General features: G+C 65.5%; 14 protein-coding genes. 2 read left to right on the forward strand and 12 right to left on the reverse strand.

Annotation, left to right across the window (positions count from 1 at the left end):
• Positions 1 to 246 precede the first annotated feature (246 nt).
• Positions 247 to 834 (reverse strand): acyltransferase, encoded by a 588-nt coding sequence (locus tag AC3IS2_RS06075; protein WP_489199757.1) that lies wholly within the window; start codon positions 832 to 834, stop codon positions 247 to 249.
• A 40-nt stretch (positions 835 to 874) separates the two neighbouring features.
• Positions 875 to 1,570 (reverse strand): sugar transferase, encoded by a 696-nt coding sequence (locus AC3IS2_RS06080; protein ID WP_489199758.1) that lies wholly within the window; start codon positions 1,568 to 1,570, stop codon positions 875 to 877.
• Between the two features lie 581 nt (positions 1,571 to 2,151).
• On the opposite strand from AC3IS2_RS06080, the gene AC3IS2_RS06085 reads away from it, so the two are divergent.
• Positions 2,152 to 2,322 carry a hypothetical protein gene (locus AC3IS2_RS06085; RefSeq protein ID WP_489199759.1) on the forward strand — a complete coding sequence of 57 codons (171 nt, stop codon included), beginning with the start codon at positions 2,152 to 2,154 and terminating at the stop codon, positions 2,320 to 2,322.
• A gap of 57 nt (positions 2,323 to 2,379) precedes the next feature.
• Here the strand turns inward: AC3IS2_RS06085 and AC3IS2_RS06090 are convergent, their stop codons facing one another.
• The 10 genes from AC3IS2_RS06090 to AC3IS2_RS06135 form a co-directional block, all read right to left on the reverse strand.
• On the reverse strand, positions 2,380 to 2,604 hold the full coding sequence (locus tag AC3IS2_RS06090; protein ID WP_489199760.1) for a hypothetical protein: 225 nt from the start codon (positions 2,602 to 2,604) through the stop codon (positions 2,380 to 2,382).
• Positions 2,605 to 2,633: 29 nt separating this feature from the next.
• On the reverse strand, positions 2,634 to 3,260 hold the full coding sequence (locus tag AC3IS2_RS06095; RefSeq protein WP_489199761.1) for a methyltransferase family protein: 627 nt from the start codon (positions 3,258 to 3,260) through the stop codon (positions 2,634 to 2,636).
• Between the two features lie 36 nt (positions 3,261 to 3,296).
• Positions 3,297 to 3,845: a dual specificity protein phosphatase family protein gene (locus AC3IS2_RS06100; RefSeq protein WP_489199762.1), complete on the reverse strand. Its 549-nt coding sequence runs from the start codon at positions 3,843 to 3,845 to the stop codon at positions 3,297 to 3,299.
• Between the two features lie 59 nt (positions 3,846 to 3,904).
• Entirely contained in the window at positions 3,905 to 6,952 is a 3,048-nt protein-coding gene (locus AC3IS2_RS06105; RefSeq protein ID WP_489199763.1) for an efflux RND transporter permease subunit, read from the reverse strand.
• Positions 6,949 to 7,998 carry an efflux RND transporter periplasmic adaptor subunit gene (locus AC3IS2_RS06110; RefSeq protein ID WP_489199764.1) on the reverse strand — a complete coding sequence of 350 codons (1,050 nt, stop codon included), beginning with the start codon at positions 7,996 to 7,998 and terminating at the stop codon, positions 6,949 to 6,951. Before AC3IS2_RS06110 ends, AC3IS2_RS06105 begins: the two co-directional genes overlap by 4 nt.
• Positions 7,986 to 9,224 carry a TolC family protein gene (locus AC3IS2_RS06115; protein ID WP_489199765.1) on the reverse strand — a complete coding sequence of 413 codons (1,239 nt, stop codon included), beginning with the start codon at positions 9,222 to 9,224 and terminating at the stop codon, positions 7,986 to 7,988. Before AC3IS2_RS06115 ends, AC3IS2_RS06110 begins: the two co-directional genes overlap by 13 nt.
• Before the next feature lie 113 nt (positions 9,225 to 9,337).
• Positions 9,338 to 10,693: a sensor histidine kinase gene (locus AC3IS2_RS06120; RefSeq protein WP_489199766.1), complete on the reverse strand. Its 1,356-nt coding sequence runs from the start codon at positions 10,691 to 10,693 to the stop codon at positions 9,338 to 9,340.
• Complete coding sequence (locus tag AC3IS2_RS06125; protein ID WP_489199767.1) at positions 10,686 to 11,363, reverse strand: response regulator transcription factor; 678 nt, start codon at positions 11,361 to 11,363, stop codon at positions 10,686 to 10,688. Before AC3IS2_RS06125 ends, AC3IS2_RS06120 begins: the two co-directional genes overlap by 8 nt.
• Before the next feature lie 54 nt (positions 11,364 to 11,417).
• Positions 11,418 to 11,771, reverse strand: coding sequence for a PepSY domain-containing protein (locus AC3IS2_RS06130; protein ID WP_489199768.1), 354 nt, complete (start codon positions 11,769 to 11,771; stop codon positions 11,418 to 11,420).
• Between the two features lie 196 nt (positions 11,772 to 11,967).
• Entirely contained in the window at positions 11,968 to 12,243 is a 276-nt protein-coding gene (locus AC3IS2_RS06135) for a metal-sensing transcriptional repressor (protein WP_331033295.1), read from the reverse strand.
• An 85-nt stretch (positions 12,244 to 12,328) separates the two neighbouring features.
• Here AC3IS2_RS06135 and AC3IS2_RS06140 point away from each other — a divergent pair, with 85 nt between their 5' ends.
• Complete coding sequence (locus AC3IS2_RS06140) at positions 12,329 to 13,663, forward strand: MFS transporter (protein WP_489199769.1); 1,335 nt, start codon at positions 12,329 to 12,331, stop codon at positions 13,661 to 13,663.
• Positions 13,664 to 13,678: the final 15 nt, after the last annotated feature.

The following is a 13,678-nucleotide window of genomic DNA, read 5'->3' on the forward strand; positions in this document are numbered from 1 at the left end:
GGAACCGAGAAATCCAGGAACGGGAGCGGACCATGCTGCCCAAGGACTTTTCTGAATTCGCGATTGAACTTCGTTTTGACCCGGACGACGACTGGCTATGGGCGGTTGTCGATGCGGAGGGGCTGACCTTGAGCTCGGGGTGTTCCGCCTCGCAGACCGCAGCATGGAGCACAGCGAGGGGCGCCGCGGAGGCCATCCTTCAGTCACGGGACGTCGTCGTCCAACACCGGGCGGACCCGACCGACCTTACTCGATCGTCTTGATGTAGCTGGCCGGAACGCCGCCCCAGAGTTCTCCGGCCGGCACTTCGCCTCGGACCACGCTGCCGGCGGCGATCACCGCGTTGTCGCCGATGCGGGCGCCGGGCAGCACCACGCACTGGGCGCCGACCCAGACATTGGTTCCGATCTCGACGCCGCAGCGGGTCTCGTCCCAGGGGGTGTGGATGCGCGCGACGCCGGGTTCGAGCCGGTGATTGGCGGCCACGACGACGCAGTGCTGGCTCAGGACCGAGCCGGCTCCGACCTGGATCGCGCCGCCTGCCGCCCTGAGATTGACCCCCGTCGAGATGACGACGCCGTCGGCCAGCCTCAACCGGCCCTCGACCCGGCTATACTTGGCGTGGCGCTGAACGATCACTTCCGTGAAGGCGCCGACCCAGACGCGTTCGCCGAGTTCGATGGCGTCGATGTCGCCATAGCCGTAGTCCCAGATGGCGGTTGGATCGCTCGAAAGGGTCGGATGCCGCAGGCGTATGCGGAGCCCCAGGATCCAGCGTGTCGCTCGCCTGCGAGCGTGGTCAGAGATTGTCCGTACAAGACCGCCGACATTCATTCTGGTGTCTCCAGGCGGCTGGCCGCCGGCTAGCAGGTGATCAGTAGGAGCCGCGGCCAGAGGTGACGGCGGGCAGGGTCGCCACGATGATCTTGAGATCGGTCCGAAGCGACTTGTTTCGCGCATAGAGGACATCGCAGGCCACACGCCGACGATAGCTCATGTCGTTGCGCCCGCTGACCTGCCATAGACCGGTGATGCCGGGACGCACCGCGCAATAGTGTTGGAAATAGCCGCCGTACCGTTCGATCTCGCCCGCCACGATGGGGCGCGGACCGACGATGCTCATGTCGCCCTGCAGCACGTTCAGCAATTGCGGCAGTTCGTCGAGGCTGGATTTGCGCAGGAACTTGCCCAGTCGGGTGACGCGCGGGTCGCGATGCAGCTTGTGGTCCCGCTCCCAGGATTCCCGGGCGTTGGGATTGGACCTCAGCAGGTCCTCCAGCGCCGCATCGGCATTGCAGATCATGGATCGGAACTTCAGGCAGCCGAAGATCCGACCATCCTTGCCGACCCGCGCGTGTCGAAAAATCGGCGCGCCGCCGTCGCTCAGATAGATCAGCGCCGCGACCACCAGAAGCAGGGGGGCGATCAGCCAGAGGGCCGCCAGGGAGAGGAGGATGTCGAGGGCGCGCACCCGCTGCCCGTCACTGATCAAGGGGAGGCGGAGATGCGCGATCTTCGCCGAAGGGAGGTGTCCGGCAACGCCCGGCGCCGTTGAGACGCTCAAGTCCATCCTGGCCACCCTTGCCGGCGACGTTAATAGCTCGTTAACGCTGTTCGGCGGGCAAAGGTTCGCAGCCTTCCGAGGCTGTGGGGCGTGGGGTTTGGTGTGGCTTTCCCAGTCACGCGACGACCGGCGACGGTCGCTTCATTTCGACTTTGGGATGTCGAACGACTTGCTGGGCGATCTGCCCGATGAGGCGCGTGAAGCCGCTGGTGGTCGGGCCGGGGCAGGGGAAGGAAGACGCCGACCTGGTCCTTCAATCGATCCACTCACGCGCTCGACGGAGGGGCGCCAAATCGGGAGGAGGAACCTCGGATAGGCCGCGGCGTTGCGGAGAACCCTCTTCCGCCCTCCGGATCGAGGCGACGGCCCGGTTTCCCGTCTATCGCCCTCCTGCGGGCTGACCGGGCCGTTTCCAATCCGCCGCGTGGCGATATGGGTTGCGGCTCGTCAGCCGGGGTGGGGTCCTAGGTGAACGATCTGGCCAGGATTCGGCATGAACCTGTGGCGGCAATGATAGGAGCAGGGGCTGACATGGCGAATATGAACTCCTCGTCAGGTACTTACGCCGCCAGAGGGGCTCGGAGGTCATGCTGGGTTTTCGCGACATCAAGCGGATCGTAGGCGAGTTGCTGTCCCAGGCGTCGGCCGACCTGCTGTGGCGGCGACCGGAAGATGCAGATACCGCGCAGCCGCAGCTGCAGTCGCAGTTGCATGCGTTTGCACAGGGTGCGCTTGGTTCTATGGGCGTTGCGCGCTGATCGGCTGGCAGGCTCGGCATGTCGCTGCGCAGGACCTAACGACCCTCAGGTCAAGCTTCATCCCCCAATCGGATCGACCGGACGGTACTCACCCTTTTCGTCCTGGACCAGGACAGTCGCCGCTTCGCCCCTCTCAATCAGTTTGGCGGCCTTGCTCATCGCCGCTTCGACGGCGTCGACGCTGAAGTCAAAGTGGCCGGCGTCGCTGCCGTCGCGCAGCACCTGCCATTCGCCTCCACGCCTGATGACCGCGAATTCTACTGCGGGGAGGGAAATCGACATGGATGCCTCGCTTAGAAAGCCGTTAGATGTCAGGGCAAGGACAGCAGAACCTGAATCCAGCCGATATCCTGCATGTATTCGATCGACTCGAACAGGGGGTAGGCGACGACCATGACGGCACCGTCCAGAAGCGTGCGGATGAAGAAGGCGGGTCTGACCTCCAGTGTTTCACTATCGCGCCAGAGGGCGAAGTTTGGCCAGAAGCGCGGCGTTCGGGCCACATAGGCGTCGAAAGCCCCGCCGAAGGTTGAACTGAGCCAGGCTTCCTCGCGCCCGACCGTCGCTGCGAACACCACCACAGCGATCGCGAGGAAGAGGATCGCAATTGTCATGCTGCCCGTGAACGCCCCCATCCCGAAGGCGCCCAAGAAGCTGAAAACATACAGGGGATTTCGGGTGACGGAGTAGGGACCGCGATCGACGATCTCGGCTTTCTTCCTGCCTCCTATGTACAGGGAGCACCAGGCGCGCCCTACGATGCAGACGGCGATAAGGCCGAGGCCCGCCAACTCCAGTCCTTCATGCAGGAGGGTTTCGCCGCCGATCGACCGTGTGACGGTCGCAAATGTGATGACCGCGAGGATGGCGACGAGGAGCACGCCCTTGCGAATGCGCTGTACGCGGCGAAGGTCGGGCGTGGATGTCGGCGCGATCATGAGAATTCCTTCTGGAGGGAGAGTGGGGGGAGCGCGTCAGCTGCCGGGAAAACCGAGGGAAGGCTCCATGTCCTCGAAGGTGACTGTCATGCCCCACCCTTTGCCGAATGGAGCCGCGACATGCCCGTACCGGAGCGACAACTGCTCTTCTGCCGCTTCTTCGCCCCTGAGCTGGATGCCCGCCACGTAGAGCGCCGAGGCTAAACCGGTTCGATCAGCGCCTGACTCGCAATGTATGAGGATCGGTCTGGGCGCCTGCTGCATGATCTGGATTAGACGCCAGGCTTCCCGCTTGGAGATGCCGCGCTTGGCCGACATGCGAAAGTCGATATGACGAAGACCAAGTCGGCGCGAGGTCGCCGTCTCCCTTCTGTACCAGTCGTCCCTAGGGTTCTCTCCACGCAGGTTGATCACAGTCTTGATGCCGTGTTCGCGAACATAGCGTTCCAGCGCCGCAGGCGTAGGCTGCGCCGATCTGTAGACCTCCCCTTCGACGACCGTATGGAAATTCCCGGTCATCACGGTCATGCCGGCATAGGCGATCAGGGCGATGGTCGGGAGCGTCGCCAGGACGCCTGCCCACATCGCGATGCGAGCCAGTAGAGACGAGGGCTTTGAGAGAAGGGGTCTGGCTGGACTGGGGCTCATGGCCGCCTCTCCCTGAGGGGCGTGGATAGTCGAGCTAGAAGTGCGGGGCAGAAGATCAGGACCAGTGGCACCCCAGCGATCAGGCCCGTGATGATGGCGATCGCCAGAGGCTTCTGCATAGCCGACCCTTCCCCAAGGCCCAGGGCAAGGGGCGAAAGGGCGAGGATGGCGATCAGGGCCGACATCAGGATCGGCCTCAGACGCGCGCGGCCTGCGGCGATGAGTGTCTGCGCGTCCGGCCGTCGGTCGGGCGGCAGTTCGGCCAGATAGAAGACACCGAGTTCGGCGACGATGCCGATGACCATAGTCAGCCCCATCATGGCCGAGATATCGAGCTCCGTGCCTGTCGCCCAGAGTCCGAGGAAGACGCTGGACGCCGCCAACAGAAGAGTGACGACGATGCTCGCCGCCGCCGGCCAACCCCGGAAGAGGTAGAGGAACAGCAGTCCGACCAACAGCAGGGCGCTGGCGAAGACAATGGCCAGGTCGCGGAAGGACTTCTGCTGTTCGGCGTAGAGCCCGCCGTACTCGACACGCACGCCCGAAGGCAGGGCGAGCGAGCCGACAGTGCGCTGCACTTCCCGCATGGCCGAGCCGAGATCGCGCTTCTCCAGACGCGCCGTAACGGCGACGAGGGGTTGGAGATTCTCGCGCGTGATCTGCGGCTGGCCGGGCGCGATCGTCAGGGTAGCCACGCGCGAAAGCGGCAGAGGGTGGCCGTCCGGCGCCCGCAGAGGCAGACTTTCCATCGCCCTTACGCGATCATGAAGCGTGCCGTCGGTCCAGACGCGGACGCCGACCAGCTTCTCGCCCTCCTGGATCCGGCCGATTACCGCGCCACCGACGAGAAGCTGTAACTGGCGGGTGACCGCTTCGGGATCGAGGCCTTCCAGCGCGGCCGCAGGTCGGTCGACGGTGATGACCACGGCGTCGCCGGCGACCCTCAGGCCGCCATCGACCTCCACCACGCCCCTGATCTTGCTGATGGCCTCCGCCACCAGAGGCGAGGCGGATTTGAGGGCGGTTTCATCGGCGCCCAGAAGCTTGACCTCGATGGGCTGGGGGACTGCCGTAAGATCTCCGATCAGGTCTTCCATCAACTGGGCTGTTTCTACGGTCAATCCGGGCACCGTCGCCTCGATCTTGCCGCGTACCTCCGCAGTAACCGCCTCGATGGGGCGGCGTCCGCTGGCTTTCAGTCGGACGAAGAAATCGCCCTCGTTGGCCTCGGAAAGCCCGCCGCCAAGCTGAAGGCCGGTGCGACGTGAATAACTCTCGACATCGGGCGTGGCCTGAAGGATCGCCTCGACCTGGCGAAGCAGCCTGTCGGTTTCGGTGAGGGAGGCCCCTGGCGTGGCTCGGTAGTCCAGAATGAAACCGCCTTCGTCCATCTTCGGCATGAAGCCCGACCCTAGGCGGGTGTAGGCCAGCCCTCCGACCAGGAGAAGGGTCGCCCCGATGATCAGGACAAAACGGCCGGGATGTTTCAGAAGCCTCGCCATCAAGGTCTCGTAGAGACCCCCGAACCGTTCCAGAAGATTGCCCGCCCGTTCGGCCTGTTCCACGTCGCGGTCTCGCACCCATTTGTCGGCGAGGAGCGGTGCGACGAAGAGTGCGAACACCAGGGACACGGCCAGGGAGGCCGACATGGTGAGGGCCAGGGCCTTGAAGAAGCCGCCGGTCACGCCGCCCAGGAAGGCAAGCGGCAGAAAGACCAGGAGCGTGGCAAGGGTGGAACCGATCAGCGGACGCGCCATTTCGGCGGCTGAACCCAGGACGCTTCGGTTCTGGGCTTGGCCCCCCCGCCCCTCCTGAAGACGGCGCATCAGATGCTCGAGCATCACCACTGCATCATCAACGACCAGGCCGACGGCGGCCGCCATCCCGCCCAGGGTCATCATGTTGAAACTCATTCCGAACAGGGCGAGGGCGATGCAGGTGGTCGCCAGCACCGCCGGGAGCATCAGGGCGACGATCAGCATGAAGCGCAGGCTGCGCAGGAAGACGAAAAGCACGACGCCCGCCAGCAGGGCTCCGAGCAGGATAGCGTCTCTCACGCTTCCGGCTGCAGCCGTGACCAATTGGGATTGGTCGTAGAAGGTTACGATGCGAACGTCTTGCGGCGTCTCGGCCTTAAAGGCCTCGATCCGACGGCGAACCTCCTTGACCAGCCCCACGCTGTTGGCGTCTGGCGTCTGTCGAATGTTGAGAAGAACCGCGTCCTGTCCCTGAGATGTCACGCGCGTCCATTGCGGGGTCTGCCGAACCACGACTTCGGCGATGTCGTCGAGCTCAACGACACCACGGGCGCCGGTCTGGATCACGGTCCTGCGAATATCGTCGATGCTCTTCAACTGGTTGTCCGCCAGCACCAGATACAGGCGGTAGCGGTCCTCGACACGACCGGCAGCCACCACGACGTTGTTAGAAGAGAGGAGGCGGGCAAGGTCTTCGACCGACAGGCCAAGGGCTTGAAGACGGGCAGGGTCGGCCAGCACCTGATATTCCTTCTCCTGGCCGCCGAGGACGTCGACGCTCGCCACCCCTGGGGTTGAGGACAGAAGCGGCGCCAACTGGAGCTGAGCGAAATCTCTCAGCGCTACCGGGTCGCGCGTCGAGGAAACAAGGGCAAGCCCGAGTACCGGGAACACCGTCGGGTCCATTCTGCGGACCTCGAAACGAGTGCCAGCGGGCAGATCAGGTATGACGGCGTTGACCGCTGACTCGGCCTGCAGGGTCGCGGCCGTCATGTCCGCTCCCCAGGCGAAGTTGACCGAGAGCTCAGCGGAACCCCGGCTACTGGTTGACCGGACCGACGCGACGCCCGGGACCGTTCGGAGCGCACGCTCCACGGGGCGGGTAACCTCGCTGACCATCTGTTCTACCGGCCGGTCGCCGGCGTCGACGGCTACGACCACGCGCGGGAAGTCGATGCGTGGAAAAAGGCTGACCGGCAGCCGGAGGGCTGACGCGGATCCGGCGAGGGCCAGCAGTACGAAGGCGAGGAGGATGAAGCGGGCCTGGACCGAGAGCCATCGGGTCATGGCCGCGCCGCCGTGACTACGGCCGCTTCCCGCACCGCCATGCCGTGCGTAAGAGACGGGCCGCCCTCGACCACTACGCGATCGCCGTTCTGGACGCCTGAGGCGATTTCGACCCTTTCCGGCAACTCTAGACCGATGCGGATAGGACGGCGGAACGCCTTGCCCGCGCTGACGACGAAGACGTAAGGGGTTTCTCCGTCATATAGGACGGCGACTCTGGGGGCCGCCAGAACCCCGCTGCGGACACCGACGACCACATCCGCCTTGATAGCCTCTCCGGGCAGCAGGGGCGCACCGGGCGGCACCGGCGCCAAGAGGGCGGCAAGGCGGGTGGTGGGATCGACTCGCCGATCAACAGAAGCGATGCGGGTCGCGGCGGACCCGCCCTGGTCGTGCAGTCCTGTCAACGTTAACGACGCTCCGGTCCGGAGACGGCGGGCGTCCTCGACCTCCACGCCGAGCCTAGCGTTCAGGCGGCCGGCGGCGCCAAGGCTCGCGACAATCGTGCCGGCGGGCGCAAGGCTTCCCGGACTGCTTGGCAAGGCGTCGATGACGCCCGCCGAAGGCGCAGTGAGCGTTAGTTGTCCGCCTCGGGTCAGCCTGAGCAGATTGGCGCTGGCCTGGCGCGCCGTCTGCGCAGCGGCGACGGCTGTCTGCACTTCGGCGTCTGACGCCAATCCGTCCGCCCTTAGTCGATGCAGGCGGGCAGCCTCGGTCTCCATCACGCTGGCCTCACGGGCGAGCCGGTCCAGGTCGAGGCGCGTCTGGGGACTGGCCCCGAGCGTGACGACGGCCTGTCCCGCGACGACCGTCTGGCCCACGCGGACATGGATCTGGGCCACCTGGGCTTCGAAAGGTGCGGTGAGGGCGCGAAGACCTGCCGCATCGAACTCGATCTGGCCGTAGGCGGTGAGTATCTCGGCGAGGTCGGTGCGCTGGATGGGCGCGGTGCGAACCTGTGCGACAGGGTCGACCGCTTTTTCCGCAGGCCTGGAACAGGCCATGGGCGTGGCGGCAAGGGTCAGCAAGATGATCAGACGCCGCATGTATCGGTCTCCAGAGAGCGTCCGGCGGCCGTCTGGAGGGCTCGCCATTGTTCGGCCATGGCCTGGTCGAGGCCCGTCAGGGCGATTTCCTTATCCAGCAGGGAGAGGCGGGTGGTTTCTGCGGTGACGACCGCGATGTCGCCCCGCGCGGCGGCGCGCTCGAAAGCTGCAACCGTGGTCCGCAAGGGGGCGACCTGTGCCTCAAGATCGGCTCTTTGCCGACTGCCGATTTCCAGCGCAGATCGAAGAGCGGCGAGATCGGCGCGGGCTGCGAAAAGCCGAGCTTCGTATTCGGCTCGGAGTTGTTCGCGGGTCGCTTCCTGGAGGGCGATCTGACCGCGATTGCGGTTCCACAGCGGCAAATCGAAGCCGATCGCCACGCCATTGGTACGAACGGCGCCGGTGTCCCGTGCGGCGTTGAGCGACAGATTGAGCCGCGGATACTGCTGCAGGACGGCGACATGCAGCGCTGTTTCCTGGGCTTCGTACCCCGCACGAAGGGCGGCTAGGTCCAGGCGCTCGGCCAGGGCGCCTGCGACGAGGGTTTCTGACGAGGGCAGGCAGGAGGGCGTTGAGAGCGGCGAAAGGCGGATGCGCGTTTCCGGGCTGAGGCCCAGAAGGGCGTTCAACTCAAGCCGAGCCGCGCCGAGATCGCGCTCGGTCGTGCGGAGGCGATCAGCCGCATCGGCTTCGGCCAATCGCCGGGCCTCGACGTCGCCCGCCGACAGGTCGCCGCGGGCGAGCGCCCCCAGTGACCTTTTCAGTACCGAGGCGGAAAGGGCCTCGGCCTCGCGAGCGAAGTTGAGGGCCGTATCCAGGCCCTGGATCCGCGCCGCAAGCAATGACGCCTGATTGCCCGTCCGCCACTCCTGCCAGGCGAGATCCAGGCGCGTCTGGCGTTCATTCGCGCGTGCGCCGCGCAGTCTTTGCGGGCGCAGATAGAAGGCGGAGGTGTCGAGGCCGAGTGAGGCGGCCAAGGCGTCAACCAGGCCCGGGGCCGACTGCGGACGATCTAGGCTGGCGCTGAACTGAGGGTCCGGGAGAAGGCCTGCGTCGAACACCTGCGCCCTGGCCACGCCGACGCGCGCCCGCTGGGTCCTGAGATCAGGATTAAGCAAGACCGCGAGTGCAGCGAGGGCGTCGGCGGAGAGGGGGGCTGTGAGATCGACAGCAGCGGCCTGACGGTCGCGGGTCTGATGGCTCAGTGATGCCTGAGGCGTGTCCACGGGGATAGCCGTGGGCAGGGGCGCCGGCGCATAGGTCGCGCATCCCGCCAAGGGGATAAGCCCGCAAAGAACGAAGATGAAGGCAGACGATCCCCCCAGTCTCATAGGTTCCCTCATGCTGGCGGCAGCGCCACGCGGACGACCAGCCCCGGATGGTTGGACCCTATCACGAGTTCGCCTTCATGTAGCGCCGTGATCGCAGCCGCGAGCGAGAGGCCCAGGCCTTGTCCGGGAGTCTGTCTGCTGCTGTCCAGCCGATGAAAGCGGCGCGTCAGGCGGCTCATTTCGGCTTCCGGCACGCCAGAGCCGTTGTCGCGAACCGCCAGGACTACCCTGTCGGCGTCGTCAAACACCTCTATCTGGATCCGGCTGGAGGGACCGGAGTGCGACAGGGAGTTATCGACGAGATTGGTCAGCAGTTGCACGAGCAGCTCGGGGTCGCCCATGACCTCTGTGTCGCTGTCCACCAGGCGCATCAGTAGATGCCCTCTTTCCTCGCTGACCGGCAGATAGGCGTCGAAGACACGGTCGATGACGGGGCCGAGCTTCAGCCGACGAAAATGACTGCGGCCGGCGCCGCCCTCGAGTTGGCCGATCCGAAGCAGCGCGGAAAAGGTCTCGAGAACCTGGTCCAGGTCGGCGATAGCGGCCGACACGGTAGATCGGGCTACGCGACCGTCCGTCGCCTCAGCCTCGGCGCGATCGAGGCGCTGGCGGAGCCGGTTCAGAGGCGTGCGCAGATCGTGGGCGATATCCGTCGACACGTGCCGAAGGGCGTCCAGCGCCTTTTCCTGCCACTCCAGCAGGGCATTGAGATTGTTGCGCATGGTTTCCAACTCGAGACCCAGGCCGACCGAGGGCACCCGTTCGCCGCGCCGTCCGTCCATTATGCGCGCTGCGGCCCGGTTGATGCGATTGAGGCGCGAGGCGAGAAGGCCGCCGGCGGCGGCGCCGGCGAGGCCCGCGACCAGGGTGAGCCCAGCTACAGCCCAGAGGCCGAGCCTGTGGATCAGCTCTTCCAGTTCGTGGAGCGCATAGGTCGATTTTCCGACCACGAGTACGCCGCCGGGAAAGTCCGTCGTGAGGGTCCGTACAGGGATTTCCTCGACATCGCCGCCGCCTTCCTCGGGGTGAGGGAGCTGAATTTCGTCAAGACCAAGCCGGGGCTCCAGGCCGTCCGGCAGTTGACCGGCCAAGCGGCGGCCCTGCCTGTCCGCCAAGCTGTAGACGAAGGGGCCGGCGAGACGGCTTCGGGCCTCAACCTTGCGGATCAGCGCCGCTTGATCGGCCCCGCCGTTGTCGGCGAGCAGGACCTGGGTCTCAGTTCTCAGATCGCTTGTGAGGGCGTCGGCCGCATAGCGCCTAATGGCAAGGTCAAATGTCGCCCAGAGCGCGCCGCCGCCGAGCGCGAATACGAACGCATAGATAATTGCCAGCCGGAAGGCGACCGAGCAGAACGCCCTAGTCAAGGTCGCTCAGCCGGTAACCGGTCCCTCTGGCGGTCTGGATCCGCTCTTGGCCGAAGGGCTTGTCCACCTTGGCTCGCAATCGGCTCATGTGGGCGTCAATCAGATTGGCGCGGGGCTCGAAATCAAAACCCCAAACCCTCTGCAACAGCATTTCCCGCGTGACCACGAGGCCGGCGTGTCGCACGAGGAACTCCAGCAGGCGGAACTCCTGCGGCGTGAGGTCGAGATCGACATCGCCGCGGCGCGCGGTGCGCGACCCCAGGTCCAATTCGATGTCGCCGGCCTGCAGCTTCTCGCGCAGGTCTAGGACGGGCCTGCGACGCCCGAGCGCGTTGACCCTCGCCAGCAATTCGCTGAACGCATAGGGCTTGACCAGATAGTCGTCGCCGCCCGCTTCCAGTCCATCCACTCGATCACCCACGCCGCTCATGGCTGTGAGAAAGAGAACCGGTGTGACGACCCCGGCCGCTCGGGCGCGCTGGACGACTTCAAGGCCGTCTCCCCCTGGCAGCATGCGATCTACGATGAAGACGTCGTAGTGCCCCTGTATCGCAAGATGTTCGCCGTCGTCTGCCCTGCCGACGATGTCGACGACGTGGCCAGCTTCCTTCAGGCCGCGCGCCGCAAAATGGGCGGCTTCGGCGTCATCTTCGATCAGAAGGATCTTCATCTGTCCAATCTCCGTAATGACCTCGCCCGGCAAGCCGGACGAGGTCTCTTCGGCTTAATCTTGGTCTTCCTGGCCTTCGTCGTCCTCAGTTTCTGCGGCTGCAGGCGAAGCGGCGCCCGTGGTCATGTCCACGGTATAGGCGAAGATTTGGCCGCCGCGGGCGATCTCGATCTCCCACCGATTGCCGGTTTCGTCGTCGAAGGTCGCTTCGAGCGCCTTGCCGCCGCCTTGTCGCTCCGCGATCGACACGGCGTCCACTAAGGATACGCGAGCGGCGCTCACCGCCGAGATTTCCCGACGTTCGTCTTGGTCGTCACTCCCCTTCGCTCCAGCGAGGGCGACGCCGCCGACGGCTAGAGACGAGATCAGCGCCACAGCCGAGAGGCCTGTCACGATCTTGCGTTTCATCGTCATTCTCCACAGCGTCCCTGATGGACGCACCGGAACCCTAGGACACTGAACCTTCGCCCAACCTCGCGAGACCATGAAACTTTTGTCGGTGACGGCAGGGCTGAGAATCTCAAGCATGCCTACATATCGAATGACAACGGGACCATGGGCAGGGTGAGGCGAGCGCTCTAACAGACAGGCTGTCCAGACATGATCAAAGATACTTCGTGATCTCGCGGAATTCCGCCATCGCCTGTCGCGCTTCGACAGGATCGCCGTCAGCGGCGTGCGCCAGGCAATGATCGATGTGGTCGTGGATCAGGGTCTTCTTTGCGGCCGCAACCGCCTTTTCAATAGCGTGAAGCTGCTGGGCGAGATCAAGGCAGGCGCGCTTGTCCTCCATCATCTGGATGACGGTCCGAATGTGACCTTCCGCCCGCTTGAGGCGCTTGATGACGTCGGGGTGCGACGCATGAGAGATGTGTGCCATGGGTTTGACCTATCCCCCCGGTAGGGATAGGTCAAATGACGAAGGACCGCAGGAGGCGTGTGAAGCCGCCGCCTTGGAAAGACCCATGATGTTCTCGCCGCTCAAGCACGCCGCCTATCGTCACCTGTTCATCGCCCAAGTCGCGGCCCTGCTGGGGACCGGCATGGCGACCGTGGCGCTGGGCCTGTTGGCCCATGATCTGGCGGGCGCCGGAGCGGGCGAAGTCCTGGGGATCGCCCTGGCGATCAAGATGATCGCCTATGTCGGCGTGGCGCCCTTCGCCAGCGCCCTGGCCTCCAGGCTGCCGCGCAAGACCCTGCTGGTTTCACTGGATGTGGTGCGCGCCGCCGTGGCGGCCTCCTTGCCCTTCGTCAACGAAGCCTGGCAGGTCTATGGCCTGATGACGGTGCTCTATGTCGCCTCCGCCGCCTTCACGCCGGCCTTCCAGGCCATGATTCCTGACCTGCTGGAGGATGAGGGCGAGTACACCAAGGCTTTGTCTCTTTCCCGACTGGCCGCCGATCTGGAGAGCGTCGCCAGCCCGGTGCTCGCGGCCGTGCTGCTGTCCGTCATCAGCTATCACAACCTGTTCGTCGGCACGGCGCTCGGCTTCATCCTCTCCGCCGGGTTCGTGGTGACGGCGGTTCTGCCTCGGCTGTCGACGGCTCAGACCCTGCCTTTCCTGCGCCGTCTCACCGGCGGCGTGAAGCTGTTCGTCCTGACGCCCCGACTGCGCGGACTGCTGGCGGTCAGTCTGGCGACGGCGGCGGGGGGCGCCATGGTCTTCGTCAATAGCGTCGTCCTGGTGCAGTCGAACTTCGGCCTGTCGCAGCAGGCGACGGCATGGGCCTTGGCGGCGTTCGGCGGCGGGTCGATGACGGCGGCCGTATTCCTGCCGAAGGTGCTGGAGCGCGTGACGGATCGCAGCGCCATGGTGTCAGGCGCCCTGCTGATGACGGCGGTGCTGATCGCCGGCGCGCTGTTCGCCCGAAGCTACCCGGTGCTGATTGCACTCTGGATCGTCATGGGGTTCGGCTACTCCCTGACCATCACCCCGGCGGGCCGCGCCCTGCGGCGGTCATCGACGGCCGGTGAACGGCCTGCGCTGTTCGCCGCCCAGTTCGCCCTGTCGCACGCCTGCTGGCTGATCGCCTATCCCGTTGCGGGCCTGGTGTCGGCCGAGGCGGATCCTCAGGCGGCCTTCATCGTGCTGGCGGCGCTGAGCGGCCTCGGCGCGATCCTGGCGCTTGTCATCTGGCCTGCGCATGATCCGCTGAATCTGCTGCATGATCACGCCGATCTGGAGCCGGATCATGAACACCTTGACGAAGGGATGCGCCCCGACGCGGCGGCCACCGCCCACGCCCACCCTGTCGTGATCGACGACGATCACCGGAGGTGGCCGCCTTCCGCACGCTGAGGCGAAAGGCGGCGC

The sequence above is a fragment of the Brevundimonas sp. KH_025 genome, from assembly GCF_057839885.1.